Annotated in this window: 21 protein-coding genes; 3 read left to right on the top strand and 18 right to left on the bottom strand. The window is 60.3% G+C overall.

Features of this window, described 5'->3' with window-relative positions:
* Nucleotides 1-186 precede the first annotated feature (186 nt).
* Complete coding sequence (locus E1K68_RS20620) at nucleotides 187-993, top strand: cytochrome c (protein ID WP_137205386.1); 807 nt, start codon at nucleotides 187-189, stop codon at nucleotides 991-993.
* A 145-nt stretch (nucleotides 994-1,138) separates the two neighbouring features.
* Here the strand turns inward: E1K68_RS20620 and E1K68_RS20625 are convergent, their stop codons facing one another.
* The 14 genes from E1K68_RS20625 to E1K68_RS20690 form a co-directional block, all read right to left on the bottom strand.
* The gene (locus E1K68_RS20625; RefSeq protein ID WP_212614600.1) at nucleotides 1,139-1,921 is read right to left on the bottom strand and encodes a transglutaminase family protein; all 783 of its coding nucleotides are present in this window, start codon (nucleotides 1,919-1,921) and stop codon (nucleotides 1,139-1,141) included.
* Nucleotides 1,918-2,868 (bottom strand): alpha-E domain-containing protein, encoded by a 951-nt coding sequence (locus E1K68_RS20630; RefSeq protein WP_003193459.1) that lies wholly within the window; start codon nucleotides 2,866-2,868, stop codon nucleotides 1,918-1,920. The genes E1K68_RS20625 and E1K68_RS20630 overlap by 4 nt, the downstream gene beginning before the upstream one ends.
* A 4-nt stretch (nucleotides 2,869-2,872) precedes the next feature.
* A complete protein-coding gene (locus tag E1K68_RS20635; RefSeq protein WP_003193461.1) occupies nucleotides 2,873-4,282 on the bottom strand; it encodes a circularly permuted type 2 ATP-grasp protein in 1,410 nt (469 codons plus the stop codon).
* 446 nt (nucleotides 4,283-4,728) lie between these two features.
* On the bottom strand, nucleotides 4,729-5,070 hold the full coding sequence (locus E1K68_RS20640; RefSeq protein ID WP_003193463.1) for a ribonuclease E inhibitor RraB: 342 nt from the start codon (nucleotides 5,068-5,070) through the stop codon (nucleotides 4,729-4,731).
* A gap of 213 nt (nucleotides 5,071-5,283) precedes the next feature.
* On the bottom strand, nucleotides 5,284-5,520 hold the full coding sequence (locus E1K68_RS20645) for a hypothetical protein (RefSeq protein WP_014719530.1): 237 nt from the start codon (nucleotides 5,518-5,520) through the stop codon (nucleotides 5,284-5,286).
* A gap of 103 nt (nucleotides 5,521-5,623) precedes the next feature.
* A complete protein-coding gene (locus E1K68_RS20650) occupies nucleotides 5,624-6,229 on the bottom strand; it encodes an START domain-containing protein (RefSeq protein ID WP_003193467.1) in 606 nt (201 codons plus the stop codon).
* Between the two features lie 41 nt (nucleotides 6,230-6,270).
* A complete protein-coding gene (locus E1K68_RS20655; RefSeq protein WP_003193468.1) occupies nucleotides 6,271-6,525 on the bottom strand; it encodes a YkgJ family cysteine cluster protein in 255 nt (84 codons plus the stop codon).
* 162 nt (nucleotides 6,526-6,687) lie between these two features.
* Nucleotides 6,688-7,179 (bottom strand): hypothetical protein, encoded by a 492-nt coding sequence (locus E1K68_RS20660; protein WP_057709679.1) that lies wholly within the window; start codon nucleotides 7,177-7,179, stop codon nucleotides 6,688-6,690.
* A 93-nt stretch (nucleotides 7,180-7,272) separates the two neighbouring features.
* Nucleotides 7,273-8,712, bottom strand: a complete 1,440-nt coding sequence (locus E1K68_RS20665; RefSeq protein WP_003193472.1) for a PLP-dependent aminotransferase family protein — start codon at nucleotides 8,710-8,712, stop codon at nucleotides 7,273-7,275.
* 267 nt (nucleotides 8,713-8,979) lie between these two features.
* Entirely contained in the window at nucleotides 8,980-9,792 is an 813-nt protein-coding gene (locus E1K68_RS20670) for an OmpA family protein (protein ID WP_003193474.1), read from the bottom strand.
* Nucleotides 9,789-10,151: a DUF4398 domain-containing protein gene (locus tag E1K68_RS20675; protein ID WP_003193475.1), complete on the bottom strand. Its 363-nt coding sequence runs from the start codon at nucleotides 10,149-10,151 to the stop codon at nucleotides 9,789-9,791. Before E1K68_RS20675 ends, E1K68_RS20670 begins: the two co-directional genes overlap by 4 nt.
* Nucleotides 10,152-10,160: 9 nt before the next feature.
* Entirely contained in the window at nucleotides 10,161-10,976 is an 816-nt protein-coding gene (locus E1K68_RS20680) for a transporter substrate-binding domain-containing protein (RefSeq protein WP_034133562.1), read from the bottom strand.
* A gap of 72 nt (nucleotides 10,977-11,048) precedes the next feature.
* On the bottom strand, nucleotides 11,049-11,978 hold the full coding sequence (locus E1K68_RS20685; RefSeq protein ID WP_003193478.1) for an FAD-binding protein: 930 nt from the start codon (nucleotides 11,976-11,978) through the stop codon (nucleotides 11,049-11,051).
* 2 nt (nucleotides 11,979-11,980) lie between these two features.
* A complete protein-coding gene (locus tag E1K68_RS20690) occupies nucleotides 11,981-12,730 on the bottom strand; it encodes an electron transfer flavoprotein subunit beta/FixA family protein (protein ID WP_003193480.1) in 750 nt (249 codons plus the stop codon).
* A 516-nt stretch (nucleotides 12,731-13,246) separates the two neighbouring features.
* Between E1K68_RS20690 and E1K68_RS20695 the strand changes: the two genes are divergently transcribed.
* Nucleotides 13,247-14,911, top strand: a complete 1,665-nt coding sequence (locus tag E1K68_RS20695) for an electron transfer flavoprotein-ubiquinone oxidoreductase (RefSeq protein WP_137205383.1) — start codon at nucleotides 13,247-13,249, stop codon at nucleotides 14,909-14,911.
* A gap of 168 nt (nucleotides 14,912-15,079) precedes the next feature.
* Here the strand turns inward: E1K68_RS20695 and E1K68_RS20700 are convergent, their stop codons facing one another.
* Nucleotides 15,080-15,973 carry an AraC family transcriptional regulator gene (locus E1K68_RS20700; protein WP_003193483.1) on the bottom strand — a complete coding sequence of 298 codons (894 nt, stop codon included), beginning with the start codon at nucleotides 15,971-15,973 and terminating at the stop codon, nucleotides 15,080-15,082.
* A gap of 180 nt (nucleotides 15,974-16,153) precedes the next feature.
* Between E1K68_RS20700 and E1K68_RS20705 the strand changes: the two genes are divergently transcribed.
* Nucleotides 16,154-17,206 (top strand): NAD(P)-dependent alcohol dehydrogenase, encoded by a 1,053-nt coding sequence (locus tag E1K68_RS20705; protein WP_212614601.1) that lies wholly within the window; start codon nucleotides 16,154-16,156, stop codon nucleotides 17,204-17,206.
* On the opposite strand, the gene E1K68_RS20710 is transcribed toward E1K68_RS20705, so the two are convergent.
* The 3 genes from E1K68_RS20710 to E1K68_RS20720 all read right to left on the bottom strand — a co-directional run.
* On the bottom strand, nucleotides 17,207-18,010 hold the full coding sequence (locus E1K68_RS20710; RefSeq protein WP_003193487.1) for an IclR family transcriptional regulator: 804 nt from the start codon (nucleotides 18,008-18,010) through the stop codon (nucleotides 17,207-17,209).
* Nucleotides 18,011-18,130: 120 nt separating this feature from the next.
* Nucleotides 18,131-19,096 carry an L-arabinose ABC transporter permease AraH gene (gene araH / locus E1K68_RS20715; protein ID WP_212614602.1) on the bottom strand — a complete coding sequence of 322 codons (966 nt, stop codon included), beginning with the start codon at nucleotides 19,094-19,096 and terminating at the stop codon, nucleotides 18,131-18,133.
* A gap of 22 nt (nucleotides 19,097-19,118) precedes the next feature.
* Nucleotides 19,119-20,113 (bottom strand): ATP-binding cassette domain-containing protein (locus E1K68_RS20720; RefSeq protein WP_212614603.1); only part of this gene is annotated, 995 nt, incomplete at its 5' end.

Genomic DNA, 20,113 nt, shown 5'->3' on the forward strand with positions numbered 1-20,113 from the left:
TGCCCAATTTACCCAAGGTTATTGGGTGACACTCCCAGCTTCCGTGCTCACACCGCACCAGGCCAGCCGCTTTTGGCAGCACCTGCCAGGACATTGCGCTTAGCGCGCCTGTTGCAGGGGCTGTCTTTTTACCTGCCGTTTTCCGTTATCGTGTGCGCCCTCACTCTCTCGCAACGGGCCTGTGCCTTGAAACCGATCCTCGCCCTTTTTGCCCTGCTGTTGAGCCTGCCTGCGGCGGCGGCACCCTTGACCATCGAGTTGGACCACAGCCAAAAGACCTGGCAGACCGCCGAGTTGCTCAAGCACCCCGACGCTCAAACGGTGCAGATCATCGATGATGTGTCCTACAAGCGCACGATGACCTACCGTGCAGTGCCCCTGGCGGCGCTCTTACCGGGCCTTAAGCCTGCGAACCACCTGCAAGCCGTTGCCCTTGATGGTTTTGCCGCCGAACTTGCCGCCGCGCCCTTACTGGAAAAAAACGGCGCCCGCGCCTGGTTGGCCGTGGAAGACCCGGCCCATCCATGGCCACCGTTGGCACAGGGCAAGCCCAGCGCCGGGCCGTTCTATCTGGTCTGGACCAACCCTCAAGCCGGGCATATCAGCCCCGAACAGTGGCCGTTCCAAGTCTCAAAATTCAAGCAGTTGCAGACGGTTGGCGAGCGTTTCCCGGCGCTATTGCCCGACCCGAAACTGGCGGCGAACGACCCGATCAACCAGGGCTTTGCGTTGTTCCAGAAGAACTGCCTGGCGTGCCACCGCCTCAATGGCGGCGGTGATGCCCAGATGGGCCCGGACCTGAATGTGCCCTACAACCCCACCGAGTATTTCAGCGGCGATTTCCTCAAGCGTTACATCCGCGACCCGCAAAGCCTGAGGCATTGGCCACAGGCGAAGATGCCGGCGTTTACAGCCAGTGTATTGCCAGACAATGAGTTGGATTTGCTGGTGGGCTATCTGCGGCATATGGCGGGCCGCAAACTGCAACCTTGAGCCTGCGCTGTATCGATCGTTCCCACGCTCCGCGTGGGAACGCCTCTTGTGATGCTCTGCGTCACGCTTTGGGACGCGGAGCGTCCTCGGCTGCATTCCCACGCAGAGCGTGGGAACGATCAAGCAACGCAGAGCGCGGGGGCGATCATTGCTGAGGCGCCACGAATACCTTGGCGTGCATCTGCTCATGCCCACCACCACGGCGCATGCCGCGTACCGGGCAGGCATCGAGATAGTCCAGGCCCACGGCCAGCTTCAAGTGCCGCTCCGGCCGCGCCAGTTGGTTGGTCACGTCAAAGCTGTACCAGGCGTCATCCAGCCAGGCTTCGGCCCAGGCATGGCTGGCCAGGTGCGCGCTGTCTTCGGTGTACAAATACCCCGACACATACCGCGCGGGGATCCCCAGGCTGCGTGCGCAGGCCAGGAACGCATGGGTGTGGTCCTGGCACACCCCAGCGGCAGCTGCAAAGGCCTGGGCGGCGCAGGTATCGACGTCGGTCGCGCCAGGGGTGTAGACCATGGTGTGGTTAAGCGCCTGCATCAAGTCGATAAGCGCGGTGCGGTCGCGACGCTGATGGCAGTGTTGCTCGGCAAAGCCGCGCAGGGCGTCGTCGGGCTCGGTGAGGCGCGTAGAGCGCAGGAACGGAAAAGCTGACTGGCTTTCGTGTTCGGCCTCGCGCAATTCATCGATTTCCACCACGCCCCGGGCGCCAATGATGATGGCGTCATGGGGCTCGTCCAGGGTGAGCACATGCAAGATATTACCGAAGGGGTCCACCTGGGCCCGCACCGGGCGTGGCAGGTCGAGTTGCCAGCTCAGCACGTGCTGGCGCTCGCTGTCATGGGGTGTCAGGCGCAGGTACTGGATGCTGGCGCGCACCAGGTCTTCGTAGTGATAGGTGGTGTCGTGGCTGATGGAGAGTCTCATGCCGCCTCCAGGTAGGAACTGTAGATGGCGTCGCCCAACTGGCGGACCAAGGGGATAAAGTCGGTCAGCCAGGCATGCAGGCCTTCCTCGAGGATTTCGTCGATGGCGGTAAAGCGCAGGCGCGCATCCATCTCGGCGGCCAGGCGCTGGGCCGGGCGGCCGTTGATGCCGGGCAGGCTGGCGAGGATCTGGTCGATCTCTTCGCTGCAAGCGCGCAGCGAACGCGGCACATCGGCGCGTAACAGCAGCAGCTCGGCCACTTGCCGAGCCCCCGGTGCATCGCGATAAATCTCGGTGTAGGCCTCGAACGATGACAGCGCACGCAGCAACGCACTCCATTGGTAATACGCGTGGGCCGTGCCATCGCTGACCGCTGCAGCCTGGTCGCCGGCCATTTCGTAGCGGGCATCCAGCAGGCGCAGGGTGTTATCGGCGCGCTCAATGAAGGTGCCCAAGCGAATAAAGCGGAAGGCATCGTTGCGCATGATGGTGCCGTAAGTAGCCCCCCGGAACAGGTGGGAACGCTCCTTGACCCACTCACAAAACCGGCTCATGCCGTAGTGGCTCAGCCCCTGCTGGGCGATATCGCGAATGTCCAGCCAGGTGGCGTTGATGTTTTCCCACATGTCGGCGGTGATTCGCCCACGTACCGCATGGGCACTGGCCCGCGCCGCGCCCAGGCAGCTATAGATGCTCGCCGGGTTGGCCGCGTCCAGGGCAAAAAAGTGCAGCAAGCGTTCAGCGTGCAAGGGGCCATGGCGCGCGTGGTAATCCTCCAGGGTGCCGGTGATCAACAGCGGCATGGCCAATTCGTGCAGGCCATCGCCGCGCCCGTCCTGGGGCATCAGCGACAGCGAATAGCTGACATCGAGCATGCGCGCGAGGTTTTCGGCGCGTTCCAGGTAGCGCGACATCCAGTACAAATCCGAGGCAGTTCTACTCAACATGGCATCAGTCCTCGACCACCCAGGTGTCTTTGGTTCCGCCGCCCTGGGACGAGTTGACCACCAACGAGCCTTCGCGCAGCGCCACGCGGGTCAGGCCACCCGGTACCACGCGGGTGTCCTTGCCGGACAACACGAAGGGGCGCAGGTCTATGTGACGTGGGGCGATGCCGTTTTCGACAAAGGTCGGGCACGTGGATAAACACAGGGTCGGCTGCGCGATATAAGCGTGTGGCTTAGCCTTGATACGCGCCCGGAACGCTTCGATTTCTGCGGTTGTAGACGCAGGGCCGACCAACATGCCGTAGCCACCGGAGCCTTGGGTTTCTTTGACCACCAGATCGGGCAGGTTGGCCAGTACGTGGGACAACTCGTCAGGCTTACGGCATTGAAAAGTCGGAACGTTCTGCAGGATCGGCTCTTCGTCGAGGTAGAAGCGGATCATTTCAGTGACGAACGGGTAAACCGATTTGTCGTCCGCGACGCCGGTGCCAATGGCATTGGCCAGCACCACATTGCCGCAGCGATAGGCGGCGAGCAGGCCGGGCACACCGAGCATGGAGTCGGGGTTGAATGCCAAGGGGTCGAGAAATGCATCATCGAGGCGACGGTAGATCACATCGACAGCCTTGGGCCCGTCGGTGGTGCGCATGAATACACGGTCATCGCGCACGAACAAATCTGCGCCTTCGACCAACTCCACGCCCATTTCCCGGGCCAGAAAGGCATGTTCGAAGAACGCGCTGTTGAAACGCCCGGGCGTCAGCACCACCACACTGGGGTTATCCAGGGGGCTGGCGCTTTTGAGGGTGTCGAGCAGCAGGTTGGGGTAATGGTCGATGGGTGCGATGCGCTGGGCCGCGAACAGTTCGGGGAACAGACGCATCATCATCTTGCGGTCTTCGAGCATGTAGCTCACACCGCTGGGCGTGCGCAGGTTGTCTTCAAGCACGTAGTACGTGCCGTCGCCATCGCGTACGAGGTCGACCCCGGAGATGTGCGAATAGATGTCGCGGTGCAAATCCAGGCCCTGCATTGCCAATTGATATTGCTCGTTGGCCAGTACCTGTTCGGCAGGAATGATGCCGGCCTTGATGATGCGTTGGTCGTGGTACAGGTCGGCGAGGAACAGGTTCAGCGCCTTGACCCGCTGGATGCAGCCGCGCTCGACAATCCGCCATTCACTCGCCGGAATGCTGCGGGGGATGGTGTCAAAGGGGATCAGGCGCTCGGTGCCTTGTTCGTCCCCGTAGAGGGTGAAGGTGATGCCGGCGCGGTGGAACAGCAAATCGGCTTCACGCCGGCGCTGGGCCAGCAGTTCGGCAGGGGTGTCGGCCAGCCAACGGGCGAACTCGCGGTAATGGGGGCGAACCTGCCCTGCCCCATCGTACATTTCATCGTAATAAGTGCGGATCATGCCGTACTCCTTGTCACCCGGACGCAAGAACCTTCGCAAGGCCCGTGCCAGCGGCATAAACACTTAATAATCAATCACTTGAATAATCCAAGCGGAGGCGCCGCACCGTCCTGGTGCGCGCAATTGCCTGGGTCAAGCCGTGCGCTTCATTGCAATGCGGTCTTTGGCTATCAACAGCATAGTCAGAGTTGATTTCACTGCGCGGCTGGCACTGCGGATAATCACCTCCATCGGCTGAACAGGAGATGTCCTACAGCTAAACCTTTTGTGCAAGCGATATGGTGTTACTTCGTGTACTGATCTACCTCCTCGAACTTCCCTTTCCGCCACCCTATTTGGGTGGCTTTTTTTTGCGCGTAAAACGGCGGTTCACCTGCCACGGCCGCCCAAACAAAATCGGCCGACCCAAAGGTCAGCCGATACGCTGTGCTGCTCATAAATACCAACTACATGGGTAACCCACGCACCTCCTGCTTGACGCCCCATCCCTCGATAATCCCACCCAGGGGCTCCACCACTGCCTCAAAGTCTTGCTCGAAATCTCCTATGCCGTCGTAGGTTGCGAACATGATTTTGCTCAGTTCCAGGTACCAGGCGCCATCGTCGCGCGCGCTGACCTGGGCATTGAGGGACTCCCCACGAAATCGACCCGCAGCCCTGCGCGCCCGTTCCTCATCCGGGAAAATGGCGTAGAACTCGATGGGGTGAAAACGCGAGAAATCAAAGCCGCCTTCTTTCATGCGGCGCAATACGTTGGTGCTGATGTCTTCTTGATAGGCTGTGCTCATGAAACGTCCTCCTCAAACCGATGGATAGACTTTCCGTGCTTCCTGAAGCCCCGCGCCCTGCTGGCGCGGGCACCACGGCATAACAACACCGCAGGAAAACAAGCATGTAGCTGACAAGACCAGACCTTAGCGATTCATTCGCTGATCTCGATTGCAGAGTAGCGCGAAGCTATCACCTCCACCAGAGGTGCTCGTGTGGCGTGTGAAAAATGTTTAGACGGAGGGAGAAATATCGAGAATCTGGATACTGTTCTGGTCTTTGAGAATCTTGACCGTCGGCTCGGGTTTACGGCCTTCCAGGTCATTGAGATCGAGTTCGGCAGCAATCGGCACCAGCTTCGCACGAATCATATGCGCAGCGTCTTCGAGGCTGGGCTTTTGTTCGCAGGTGAACTGCTGCACGGACTTTTCACCGTGATCATCAACGAAGGTAATTTGCCACGTTTGCATCGGTGCCTCCTCGATAAAACCCATAGGTGGGCTTACACATATCTGGACCTTGGCGGCGCGCAAAACGTTCCGCTCAAGCCCGGAGGCACCGGATTAACTGCACTTATTTTTCAGCGTGATCTTTCAAGGCTTTCAAGGTGTTGAACGGTGCGTCCACCACGAACTTGTTGGCCAACCACGAAGGTACGCTGCCACCTGGCTCGGTGTGTACCTGGTAGGTGACTTCGGTCTGGTTATCGCCCTTTGGCACCAGTTTCCAGAACCCCTCTACCTGGGCGACCCGCACGTAGCCTTTTGCTTCAGGCTTGTAGGTCGGCACACCTTCCAGTTTGCGCGTGACGGTGCCGTCAGCGGCTTTGCTGGTGGTGACGTGGATGTACGAGTCGCGGTCCGTCACGGGGAACGGCGCCTTGAACTGGGTATAGGTCCAGGCCTCGTCGCCTTTCTTGTCGACGAGTTTCTGGGATTTGCATTCATGGATCCATGCGCAAGCACCGACCACATCTTCCTGCAGCGCCTGAACCTTGGCCAAAGGCGCCTTGATCACCGTCACACCGCGATACGCCTTGTACTTGGAACCGGCAATCTCGCTCAGGGACACCTTGATACCGTCTTCATCCTTGGCGACTTGCCAATCCTCAGCCTGGGCAGTGGCCGCAAACAACAGCGTAAAACCGCACAGCACAGCCACTCGTTTCAGCGAACCCATCGTTGTATTCCTTATTGTTGAAGTTCCGATAGTAAAGCCCATCAAGCCGCCGTCATCTGCTCCCACCAGCCGATCAGCCGGATGGCATCGGCCTGGTCGTTGCCACAGACGTCGATATCCGCCTTGAAATCACTGCACACGGCGGGCCGCTGCGGTTGACCGAACAACTGGCACAGTTGTTCCACCGACAGGTGCACGCAGCGAACGCCGGCGGGTTTGCCTTGGGGCATTCCCGGCAACGGTGAACTGATGGAGGGGGCAATGCAGCAGGCGCCACAGCCTTCACGGCATTTCATGACCAGCAGGTCCTCGACGACTCAATAGGGATGGCCGGGCTAGAGTACGCTCTTAAACAGCCGTTTTAAAATGGCCCAACAGGGGTTTTTCGCACAAAACAAAAGTGACCGACCAGTCTGCGACAGATGGTCGGCAACCTGGGTCACCTCTGGTCCGAAAGTTTATTGCTTGAATTCGAAATCCAGCGCAGCGCCTTCAACATCACGGCGCTCTTCGTTACGCAGTTGCAGCTTCATCTCGTTGCTGAGCAAGCGGCCGTTGATCTGGAACGCGCTGTTGTCGGTGGGCTTTTCGCCAAACATCGGCGGCAGCAAGGGCACGCTCTTGGGCTTGGGCATGGTGCCGATGGGTTGTAAGTGCCTGACCATGTCCGAAGGCAGGGACAGGTCCAACTGTGCCGGTGGTAGCTTGGTCTGGGCGACTTCACGGGCCGACTTGGACTTGCTCGCCACGGGGGCACGCTTTTTGGTCGAGGCGGCCTTCTTTTGTGCCGCGGGGGCTTTTTTCGCAGGGGTTGGCTGCTTGGCTGAGGTCTTTTGCTCGGCACTGACGGCAGGCTTGCCATCAGCCATCGGCGCTGCAGCCAGCACGCTGCCCACATTGCACAGGCCCAGCAGGCCAATCATCCATGTAACGCGAAAAATAGAAGTCATATCGCCAACAGCATTAACGGCAGAAGGCCATATGCTCGCTTGTTGTGCGCGGCATGACAAGGGCACAGATCAGCCTTGTCCTCTTTACACGCCTCAAAAACCCGCTGCGGCCTCTTGGCATAACTGGCTGGCAAGCATTCCCAGGGTCATCAGGGCCCGCTCTGCCTCGCGGTTCCACGGCGTGCCGCAATTGAGACGAATACAGTGGTTGAACTGTTCGGTATTACTGAAGATCAGCCCCGGTGCGATGCTAATGCCTTGTTGCAGGGCACGCACATGCAGCTCCTGGGTATTGACCCGCCCCGGCAAACTGACCCACAAGATAAAGCCGCCGGTCGGGCGGGTCATCTGGGTGCCCTCGGGAAAGTATTGCTGCACCGCCAGTTGGAAAGCGCTGAGGTTCTTGCGGTATTCCTGGCGGATGTAGCGCAAATGACGGTCGTAGCCACCGTTTTCCAGATAGGCCGCGACGCCCATCTGCGTGACGCTGCAAGCAGAATGCGTGCTGAACATCTGCAGGCGCTGGATTTCCTGCTGGTACTTGCCGGCAATCATCCAACCAATGCGCACGCCCGGCGACAGGGTTTTAGAAAAGCTTGAGCAATAGATCACGCGGTCGAGGCGGTCGTAGGCCTTGAGGGCTTTGGTGCGGCCAAGTTCGAACATCAACTCGCCGTAAATATCATCTTCGACGATCTGGATATCGAAGTCCGACGCCAGGCGCAGCAACTGTTTCTGCCGCTCCTCCGGCATGGTGCCGCCCAGCGGATTACTCAGGCGTGTGGTCAACACCAGCGCCTTGATCGACCATTGGTTGGCGGCCAGTTGCAGGGCTTCCAGGCTCATGCCTGTAGCGGGGTCGCTAGGGATCTCGATCACCTTGAGGCCCAGCAGATCAGCCAATTGCAGCAAGCCGTAATAGGTGGGTGATTCAGCCGCGATCAGGTCGCCAGGGCGCGTCAGTACGCGCAACGACATCTGCAATGCATCGACACAGCCGTGGGTGATCACCACTTCGGAAGGGTCCACTACCACGCCCGCGTCGCGCATGCGGATCGCCACCTGGCGCCGCAGGGGTTCAAAGCCAGGGCTGAACATGTAGCTGAAGGCCCGTGGGCTCTGGAAACGTGTGACCTTGGCCAATTGCTGATGCAGTGCCCGCACCGGCAGGTAGTCGACACTCGGCACCGCCGCGCCCAACGGAAACACCCCTTCACGGCGCGACTCGACCAGCACCTGCTGGATAATGCTGCTACGGGTGACCAACCCTGGGCGCTCGACGCGTGCGATATCTGGCGTAGGCGCCGTGAGTGCTGGCGTCTGGTGCACGTAATAGCCCGACTGCGGCCGCGCCCGAATCAGCCCCTGGTCTTCCAGGTTGGCGTAGGCCTGCAGCACAGTGGCATGGCTCACATTGAGCTGGGAGCTCATCTTGCGCACCGACGGCACGCGCTCCCCCGGTTGATAGACACCGCGCCGGATGTCCTCAGCCAGTTGCTGGGCAATACGTTGGTAAAGCAACAGATTGGTCATGACGCAGCACTCGATTTCACGGGTATTTTATTTTTGTGTGAAACATACCGGCACAGTTTAGAAGTGTACGGGGACAGTTGCCACAATAGTCGAGCGCGGGCGGGAGTGACAGTAAAAACTGTAAGGGGGCTGGGACAGCATTCATAGAGCACAAAAAAATGTGGGAGGGGGCTTGCTCCCGATTGCGGTGTGTCAGTCAAGGATGTACCCACTGAACAACCGCTATCGGGGGCAAGCCCCCTCCCACATTTGATCCGGTTCTGGATGTTAGCGTGCTGCGCCCAATTGGCCCTTCTCGTCAGAGAACACAATTTCAACCCGGCGGTTCTGCGCACGACCACGCTCGGAGGCATTGGCTTCCACCGGGTATTGGTCGCCATAGCCCTCGACCTCAATGCGCTTGTCATCGATACCCAGGTCCATCAACAGGTCGGCCACCGATTGAGCACGGTCGCGGGACAGTTTCAGGTTTTCCTGCTCGCCACCGGTGTTGTCGGTGTAGCCCTCGACGCGCACCCGACGCTTGGGGTTCAGTTGCAGGAATTGCACGATCTTGAGCACTGTGCGGTTGGCCGAGTTCTGCAGTTCAGCTTCGCCAGTGTCGAACAGTACGTCCCCCAGGGTCATCACCAGGCCACGATCGGTCTGGGTGGTGAGGCTGGCGATTTGCGCTTCAACCCACTTGCCCTGCTGTTGCACGCTGGCCAGCTTGTTTTCGCGCAAGGCCAGTTGCAGGCGCTGACGCTCCAACTCTAGTTGGGTGCCGCGCTCGGCATTCAGGCCCTGCTGGGTGTGCTCTCGGGCAATGGCGCTGTAACGCTGGCTCAGGTAGGCGTAATGCACCACATCGGCGCCGCTGCCCCAGTAGCTGGACAGGCGGTCTGCGCGAGCCAGGGACTCGCCGGCGCGGATCACGTCTTTGGGCGCGAAGCGCAGCACGTTGGCGTCTTCCTTGACCTTCTGAAAGTCATCGCCAGCCTGCTGCAACGCCTGCTCGCTGGTGGGTTGGCTGGCACAGCCGCCCAAGGCCACGCTGCCCAGCAGCAGTACACAACTCAAACCACGGATCATCGGGCTCATTGTGCCTCTCCCAACTGCAGCTGCTTACGCAGGCGAGTGATACGGGTATTGAGCACGTTCAATTGTTCCTGGCTCTTACCGGTCAGCACTTTGGCTTCGGCCAGGCGCGCGTCCAGCTCCGCCTGCTCGGCGCGCATACGCGCTCGCTTGTAGGATTGGTCGGCCATGTTGCCCTTGGCCCTGGCGAATTTTTCTTCGGCCAGTTTCAGTTCGGGGGATTCATCGGTGTTGGCCCCGACCGCAGTGGCTTGTTCCAAGGCTTGCTGGGTCAGGCGCATTTGTTCGATCGGCGCAGGATCGGTTGCACATCCTGCCAGCGCAACAACGGCGAGGGCCGCGAAAAGAGCTCGAAAAATCACTGTAAATCCCTACTTTGTTGGGGTGCCGACAGGTTGTTGCAATTGCGCCTTCCAGCGCTCCAGATTGCGCTGCAGCGCGGCTTGCGCGACACCGGAGGCGGGCAATTCTGTCATCTTTTTCGTCAGCTGTCCGCGCAGCCAAGGATCATTGCAGGCCGAGTTGTGGGAAATCGCCAAGTACAGGCCAGGCTGATCGACAGGCACATCATGAGCCACCAGGTCATTACTCATGCCCAGAGTCTGGGCCATGGCCATGCCGGAATAGCGCCCAGCCAGCACATAGTCCACCTCACCCAACAGCAGCTTCTGAAAGGCCGGCGTCAAGTTGGGCAGACGTTGCAGGTTGAGTTGCTGGCCGGCGAAGGTCTCGAACTCGGCGCTCAAGCGCGCACGCTCCGAGACTGCGCCTTTGTGGCCGTGCAAATCGGCGGCGGTGGAATAGACCAGGGCGGAATCCTTGCGCGTCCATACCAGGTAGTCGGTCTGCATCAGCGCTGGATGGATGTAGTCGAAGTGGTCCAGCTCGCCCAGGTTCAGCGGTGCGTCGGCGAGAATGTCCATGCGCCCGCTGCGTGCTTCCTCCAGGGCCAGGGAGCGTTTGCCGCCGTAGAGCAGGTCGATTTTCAGCCCCAGGTCCTTGCCCACTTGTTGCAGCACGTCAGCGGTGGCGCCGATCAGGTGCGTAGGGTCCTGGGGGTCACGCCAGAGTAATGGCGGCGCGTCCGGGCTGCCGGTGATCACCAGGCGCTCGCACTTGCCGGCGGCGAGCGTCAGGCTCGGCAGCAGCGTAAGGCCCAACAGTAAGGCCCAGGGGCGCAGTTCCATGGCAAGACTCTCCCGATCAGTAAAAAAAAACCCGGTCATAAGACCGGGCTCTTTATAAGTGAAGTGGCTGGATTAGACCAGCTTCTCCAACTCAGGTACGGCTTCGAACAAGTCCGCTACCAGGCCATAATCGGCAACCTGGAAGATCGGCGCTTCTTCGTCCTTGTTGATCGCTACGATCACTTTGGAGTCTTTCATACCAGCCAGGTGCTGGATCGCGCCGGAGATACCGACGGCGATGTACAGCTGTGGCGCCACGATCTTGCCGGTCTGGCCGACCTGCATGTCGTTGGGTACAAAACCTGCGTCAACGGCTGCGCGGGAAGCGCCGACCGCAGCGCCCAGCTTGTCGGCCAGGGCGTACAGGTGCTTGAAGTTGTCACCGTTTTGCATGCCACGACCGCCCGAGACGACGATCTTGGCAGCGGTCAGTTCAGGACGGTCCGACTTGGCCAGCTCTTCGCCGACGAAGCTGGAAGTGCCAGCGTCGTGGGCAGCGGAGACGGCTTCAACGGCAGCCGAGCCACCTTCGGCGGCAACCGGGTCGAAACCGGTGGCGCGCACGGTGATGACCTTGACCGAAGCGTTGGACTGTACGGTAGCGATGGCGTTACCGGCGTAGATCGGGCGCGTGAAGGTGTCGGCGCTTTCTACCGAGATAATCTCGGAGATCTGGTCAACGTCCAGCTGCGCGGCAACGCGTGGCAGGATGTTTTTGCCGTTGGAGGTGGCGGCAGCCAGGATGTGGCTGTAGCTCTTACCCAACTCTGCAACCAGTGGTGCAACGTTTTCCGGCAGCTGATGCGCGTAAGCGGCATTGTCAGCGTTCAGGACTTTGCTCACGCCCGCGATTTTCGCAGCGGCTTCAACCACGGCGCCAGCGCCCTGCCCTGCTACCAGGACGTGGATGTCGCCACCGATTTTAGCGGCGGCGGCCACGGTGTTCAGGGTGGCCGGAGCCAGCACCTTGTTATCGTGTTCGGCGATTACGAGGATAGTCATGATCAGATCACCTTCGCTTCGTTTTTCAGTTTCTCGACCAGTTCAGCCACCGACTTGACCTTGATGCCCGCGCTGCGTGCAGCCGGCGCTTGGACTTTGACGGTCTTGTTGGTAGAGGCGGTGGAAACGCCCAAAGCATCCGGAGTCAGCGTCTCGAGAGGCTTCTTCTTGGCTTTCATGATGTTTGGCAGGGACGCATAACGCGGCTCGTTCAAACGCAGGTCGGTGGTGACGATGGCCGGCAGTTTCAGGGAAACCGTCTGCGCGCCGCCGTCGATTTCACGGGTGACCGCAACGCTGTCGCCGCTCACTTCGACTTTCGAAGCGAAGGTGCCCTGGCCGTAACCGGTCAGTGCAGCCAGCATCTGGCCAGTCTGGTTGTTGTCGCTGTCGATGGCCTGTTTGCCAAGGATCACCAGTTGTGGCTGTTCCTTGTCGACAACCGCCTTGAGCAGCTTGGCCACGGCCAGGGAGGTCAACTCTTCAGCAGACTCCACCAGAATGGCGCGGTCGGCGCCCAGGGCCAGAGCGGTACGCAACTGCTCTTGGGCAGTGGTCGGGCCGATGGACACCACGACGATCTCCGTCGCCACGCCTTTCTCTTTCAGGCGTACGGCTTCTTCCACAGCGATTTCGCAGAAAGGGTTCATCGACATCTTGACGTTAGCAAGGTCGACGCCGGAATTGTCCGCCTTGACGCGAACTTTCACGTTGTAATCGACAACGCGTTTGACAGCTACAAGAACCTTCATGGATTCCTCGTTACTCTCCGGTGAAAAGAAAGTCGCCTAGGCGAACCTGGCGGTTGATGCTCATCGGCACACAAGGGCACCTCCAAAGACCTCGGCAGTGGCCTTGCACACGGGAAATGACGACCGTTCGTCAGTGGTGACTGAGAGGTCATTCTTTATCGCGGCGTGTAAACTGCGCCCCAACGTTTGGGTGCGCATCACCTTTATTGCCTTCGGCCTGTCTTTGGACGTGCTCTTGAAACCTGCAGTCTGCCTACGGGAAGCGCAAAACCGACCGTATCTTGACCGGAACGCCTATTCTGGTCAATACGGCAAAATGGTCAGTCATAAGCCCCGTTGCTTTGATTTATCTAGGCTGCAGGCAATTCAAACAAACGTTTGTATTGGACGCTGTCAGTGGTCTATATATAATGCGCCACCTAGAGAGACAGGTGGGTGCTGCCTTCGCGCAGAACCACACCGAACCTCCACCCATTAGAAAAAAAAGCCTGTTGAGCCTTGAGTAGGAGATAGCCTGTGGAACGCGAATACATGGAATTCGACGTGGTCATCGTCGGCGCTGGCCCGGCGGGCCTGTCTGCCGCCTGCCGACTGAAGCAGAAGGCCGCCGAAGCCGGTAAGGAAATCAGCGTCTGCGTGGTCGAGAAAGGCTCCGAAGTCGGCGCCCATATCCTCTCCGGTGCCGTGTTTGAACCACGCGCCCTGAATGAACTGTTCCCGGACTGGAAAGCACTCGGCGCCCCGCTCAACACACCGGTGGTGCGCGACGACATCTATGTGCTGCGCAGCCCGGAAGCCTCCACCAAGGTGCCCGACTTCTTTGTGCCCAAGACCATGCACAACGAAGGCAACTACATCATTTCCCTGGGCAACCTGTGCCGCTGGCTGGCCCAGCAGGCCGAGAACCTGGGCGTGGAAATCTACCCAGGCTTCGCCGCACAGGAAGCGCTGTTCGACGAGAACGGCGTGGTACGCGGGATCATCACTGGCGACCTCGGCGTTGACCGTGAAGGCAAGCCAAAAGACGGCCTATACACCCCAGGCATGGAGCTGCGTGGCAAGTACACGCTGTTCGCCGAAGGTTGCCGTGGCCACATCGGCAAGCAACTGATCCAGCGCTTCAACCTGGACAGCGACGCCGACGCCCAGCACTACGGCATCGGCCTGAAGGAAATCTGGGAAATCGACCCTGCCAAGCACCAGCCGGGCCTGGTGGTGCACACCGCCGGTTGGCCGCTGGATATCATGGGTAACGAGAACACCGGTGGCTCGTTCCTTTATCACCTGGAAAACAACCAAGTGGTGGTCGGCCTGATCGTCGACCTGTCCTACAGCAACACCTTCCTGTCGCCGTTCGATGAATTCCAGCGCCTCAAGCATCACCCGGTGCTGGCCCAGTACCTGGAAGACGGCAAGCGCATCAGCTACGGCGCTCGCGCGATCTGCAAAGGTGGCCTGAACTCGCTGCCGAAAATGGTCTTCAAGGGCGGCGCGCTGATCGGTTGCGACCTGGGCACCCTCAACTTTGCCAAGATCAAAGGCAGCCACACCGCGATGAAGTCCGGCATGCTCGCCGCCGACGCCGTGGCCGACCGCCTGTTCGCCGAATCTGAAGGCGGCGACGAACTGACCACCTATGTCGACAGCTTCAAAGCCAGCTGGCTGTACGAAGAACTGTTCGCCAGCCGCAACTTCGGCCCGGCCGTGCACAAGTTCGGCGCAATCATCGGCGGCGGTTTCAACTGGCTCGACCAGAACATTTTCGGCGGCAAGATTCCTTTCACTCTGCACGACACCAAGCCGGACTACGCCTGCCTGAAGCTGGCCAAAGACAGCCAGAAGATCGACTACCCCAAACCCGACGGCAAGTTGAGCTTCGACAAGCTGAGCTCGGTGTTCATCTCCGGTACCAACCATGAAGAAGAGCAGCCGTGCCACTTGAAGCTCAAGGACCCAAGCATCCCGATCGGCACCAACCTGCCGCTCTACGATGAACCGGCGCAGCGCTACTGCCCGGCTGGCGTGTATGAAGTGGTGACCAAGGAAGACGGCGAGAAGCGCTTCCAGATCAACGCCCAGAACTGCGTGCACTGCAAGACCTGTGACATCAAGGACCCTTCGCAAAACATCACCTGGGTGACGCCGGAAGGTGCGGGCGGGCCGACTTACCCGAATATGTAAGTCGTTCGTTTGGCCAAAAAAGGCTCCCGAGATGGGAGCCTTTTTTGTGGGCGACATCGATCAAAATGTGGGAGCTGGCTTGCCTGCGATGGCGGTCTTCAGGTGCCAAATGTATGGCTGACACACCGCTATCGCAGGCAAGCCAGCTCCCACACAGACCGTGGGGTGTCAGGCCGCCCGCTCTTCGCCCGGGTTGCGCAGGAAGTAGCGTTTGTATTCCCGACTGAACTGCGACGTACTCTGGTACCCCACCTTGTGCGCCGCCTGCGCCACACTCATGCCTTCCACCAGCAACAACTGCTGGGCCTTCAATAACCGCAAGCGCTTGAGGTACTGCACCGGTGACAATAAGGTGCAGCGTTTGAAATGCTCATGAAAGGTCGAGGCACTCATGTGCGCAAATCCGGCCAACGTCTCGATATTCAGCGGCTCGGCGTAATGGGCATGCAGGTGATTCAATGAGGTGGCGATGCGCGAAAACTGCCCCTGCTGTTCCACCAGCGCACGCAACACATCAGCCTGGGGCCCGCGCAAGGCGGTGAACAACAATTCGCGCACCCGCGCAGGCCCCATGATCCGGCTTTCCAGCGGATCGTGCAGGCACTGCAACAACCGCTCGACGCAGCCGCGCATCGCATCGTCCAGCACCACCGAACTCATCGACTCCAAGGTCTGCGCGGTCGGCGGCGGCCCGGCCTGCATGCCCATGGCGATCACCAGCTCGCCCAACACCACGCGGTCGATGCCTACCGTGACGCCATACAGCGGCGCCTCGGGGGCCATGGCAAAGGTCTCGCATTCGAACGGCACCGGCATGGCCTGGATCAGGTAATGCCCGGCGCCATACTCCAGGGTGCGCGGGCCAAGGTAGGCGACCTTGCTGCCCTGAGCCACGAACATCAGGCTTGGCTCATAGATCTGCGGCCCACGCGCCACATCGCAACTGGCGCGCAGCACCTGCACGCCGGGCAGGTGGGTCGGGGAAAAACCATCGCGGGGCGTGAGCCCTTCGATCAAGGCAACCAGCGTGGCATTGGCGTCCAAATGGCGGGTCAACAGCATGGCAAAAAACTTCGCGAATGAGGGATGACAGCATCATCGCAGGTCTGGCGGCCAATATATCCAAACCTCAGGCACTGCCGGACGAATAGGCATGAGACTCGGAGCAATTGCCATGTTCGCGCCAGGGGCCGGCGCGCAGACTTTGCCGCCTCTGCAGTCCAAGCTTTTGTGAGGTTTACTATGTACACCGCCATCGGTTACGCCGCCCAGTCGGCCACCACGCCCCTCGCCCCGATGTCATTTGAACGCCGCAGCCCGCGCGTCGATGACGTAGCCATCGAGATTCTCTACTGCGGCGTGTGCCACTCCGACATCCACCAGGCTCGCAACGAATGGGGCATTGCCGTGTACCCGCTGATGCCGGGCCACGAGATTGTCGGCAAGGTCACTGCGGTCGGCGCCAACGTGACCGCGCATAAAGTCGGCGACCTGGTGGGCGTAGGCTGCATGGTGGACTCGTGCCGTCACTGCCAAGCCTGCCAATCAGACCTTGAGCAGTATTGCCTCGAAGGCCCGACCATGACCTACGCCACGCCGGACCGCGTGGATGGCAGCAACACCATGGGCGGCTATTCCGACAGCATCGTGGTCAGTGAACACTTTGTGGTGAAGATCCCGGCCAAGCTTGACCTGGCCAGCGCTGCGCCGATCCTGTGCGCAGGCATCACCACCTACTCGCCACTCAAGCACTACGGCGTAAAGGCCGGCGATAAAGTCGGGATCCTCGGCATGGGCGGCCTGGGCCATATGGGCATCAAGTTCGCCAAGGCCATGGGCGCCGAAGTCACGCTGTTCACCCGTTCGGCCAGCAAGGCCGAGGAAGGCCGTCGCCAGGGCGCCGACCATGTGATCGTGTCCACCGATGCCGAGCAGATGAAAGCTGCTGCGGGGTACTTCGATTTCCTGCTGGACACCATCCCGGTGCAGCACGACCTGAACCCCTACCTCGATGTGCTGCGCTTTGACGGCGTGCATATCCTGGTCGGCCTGATCGAGCCGGTGGACCCGCCCGTCAACGCCGCCAAGCTGGTGCTGGGCCGTAAAGTCTTGGCCGGCTCGCTGATCGGCGGCATTGCCGAAACCCAGGAAGTCCTGGATTTCTGCGCCGAGCACAACATCACCTGCGACATCGAGATGCTCGACATCCGGCAGATCAACGAAGCTTACGCACGCATGATTGCCGGTGATGTGAAGTACCGCTTTGTCATCGACATGGCGAGCCTGAAAGCCTGATTAGGCTTTGGCGCCCAACTCCGCTGACAGCCGGGCTGCGACCTGTTTGATCACAGGGATCAGCTCGGCCATTTTCTCCAGCGGCATGTAGGGCACCGTACTGGCGATGCTGATGCCGGCGACAATGCGCCCGCTGGCATCGCGCACCGGTGCCGCCACGCAGCGGATCGAAGGCTCGTTGTCTTCCAGGTCGAACGCGTAGCCCCCCTCCACATACTCATGCATGCGCTGTTCGAACTGCGCCCAGGATTGCTCCGGGTGCTGCGGCCATTGCAGGCTTTTGCCCGCCGTCGGCAAGCTCGCCTCGTACAAGCGCTGCCACTCCTGCGGTGAATCATCGAGCATCAACGCCTTGCCGATACCGGTGCGCGCCAGCGGCATACGATGGCCGACCCGCGAGCGCATTTCCGGGCCGTTGCGACCGGGGTTCTTGTGCAGGTAAAGCACCTCGTCGTATTCACGAATCGCCAGGTGAATGGTGTCGCCGGTCAGCGCCGACAACTCGTCCAGGTACGGCACCGCCAGGTTCACCAAGGGCAATTCTTCACGGGCCTGGAACCCCAACTCGATCAGCTTGGGCCCCAGCAGATAACCGACCTGGGGCACCACGCGCAGGTAGCGCTCGTCTACCAGGCAACTGGCCAGGCGGTGTGTCGTGCTGCGCGTGGTGCCGATGCGCCGGGCGATCTCCTTGAGATCCCGCGCACCGGCCGCCACCGCTTGCACCACGCCCAGGCCGCGCAACAGGGTCTGGGTGCCGGTGGGGGCGGCGTCTTTGACGGGGGTGTGGGCGTTTTCCTGCATATCGGGCCTATAAGTATGAAAGCGGGGGCATTATGGCAAATACCGCCCTCCTGAACACAGGAGATCCAATGTGGGAGCTGGCTTGCCTGCTCCCACAGTTTGATCTTCACAGGGTGAACATCAGCGTTGTTTCATGCGGTCGATTATCACCGCCAGCAACAGGATCGAGCCACGAATCACATACTGGTAAAAGGTATCGATGTTCTTCAGGTTCATCGCATTCTCGATGATCGCCAGAATCAACACCCCAGCAATCACATGGCGGATCATGCCGATACCGCCGCTCAACGACACGCCGCCCAGCACGCACGCCGAAATCACCGTCAGCTCGAAACCCTGGCCAATCATCGGCTGGCCCGAGGTCATGCGTGAGGCGAGGATCACCCCGGCCAAGGCGCCGATCAAACCGTGCGTGGCAAAGATGATGATCTTGGTGCGATCGACATTCACCCCCGCCAGCAACGCGGCTTCCTGGTTGCCGCCAATGGCCATGGTGTTGCGCCCGTAGGTGGTGTAATTGAGCAGCCAGCCAAAGAACACAAAGCACAGCACGGTGATGATGATCGGCACCGGCACGCCCAGCAGTTGGCCGTTGCCGAACACGAAGAACCCTTCATTCATCACCCCCACCGCCTTGCCGTTGGAGAAGATGTAGGCCAGGCCGCGCACGATCTGCATGGTTGCCAGGGTGGCAATCAACGCGTTGATGCGCAGCTTGGCAATCACGATGCCGTTGATCAGCCCCACCACCAGGCCCATGGCCAAGGCTGCCGACACGCCGAGTGCCACGCTGTCGGTGTCGCGCATCACGATGCCCGCCACCACCCCGGCACAGGCGATCACCGAACCCACCGACAAGTCGAAGTGCCCCGACGCCAGGCAAAACAGCATGGTGCAGGCGGCGATGCCCACGGTGGAAATCGCCAGACCGAGGCCGCGCATGTTCAACGGAGACAGGAAGTTATCGATGAACACCGCGCTGAGCACAAAAATGCCCAGCGCCGCCAAAAGCATCACCCAATCATCGAGAAATTTGCGCTGATTGAAACCCGGCCAGAAGCCCTTTGCTGTTTTTACCTGAGACATAGCCAAACCCTCTTGTTCTTGTTCAAGCCCGCGACTGTGGCAGCGCCAGTTGCAGCAGGCGCGCTTCATCCGCTTGGGCGCGGGGTAACTCACCGGTCAAGGCGCCTTCACTCATCACCAGGATGCGGTCGGCAATGCCCATCACCTCCATCAGGTCGCTGGACACCACGATCACCGCAATGCCGCTGGCCGCCAGGTTATGGATGATCTGGTAGATCTCCGACTTGGCGCCGATGTCGATACCGCGAGTGGGTTCGTCGAGCAGCAACACCTTCATCGGCATCGACAACCAGCGGCCAAGGATGGCTTTCTGTTGGTTGCCGCCGGACAGGTACATGATCTTCTGCGCTGCGTTCGGCGTTTTGACCCGCATCGCCTGGATCTGCCGGTCGGCGTTACCTTTCTCCCAGCCTTCGCGCAACAGCCAGCCAAAGGTGGAATGGGCGCCACGGGCGCTGATGTTGATGTTTTCAGCGACGCTGCCCAGCGGGATGATGCCCTCTTTCTTGCGGTCCTCCGGACACAGCAATACCCCGGCGGCGATGGCGTCGCGGGGTGAGCGCAGTTGCAGCGCTTGCCCGCACAGTTCCAGGCTGCCGGCACTGGCGCGCTCTAACCCACTGAGCAGGCGAAACAGCTCGGTACGCCCCGCGCCCACCAGCCCGAACAGGCCCAGGATCTCGCCTTTGCGCACTTGGAAACTGAGCGGTTCACGCAGGCCGGGACCGAGCAAGCCGTCCACCTTGAGCGCCACTTCGCCCAGCTCGCGCGGGCGGTAATCGTAGATATCCTGGATATCGCGACCGACCATGCAAGTCACCAACTGGTCATGGGTCAGTGTGCTCATGTCCTCGAAGGTGCGCACGTAGCGGCCGTCCTTGAACACCGTCACCGCATCGCAAATACGGAACACCTCCTCCATGCGATGGGACACGTAGAGCACCACTTTGCCCTCATCGCGTAGGCGCGCGATGATCGCCATCAAGCGGTCGATTTCCCGCGCCGATAAACTGCTGG

Origin of the sequence: Pseudomonas sp. B2021 (assembly GCF_018135665.1) — a bacterium.
Taxonomy (GTDB): Bacteria; Pseudomonadota; Gammaproteobacteria; order Pseudomonadales; family Pseudomonadaceae; genus Aquipseudomonas; species Aquipseudomonas lactis.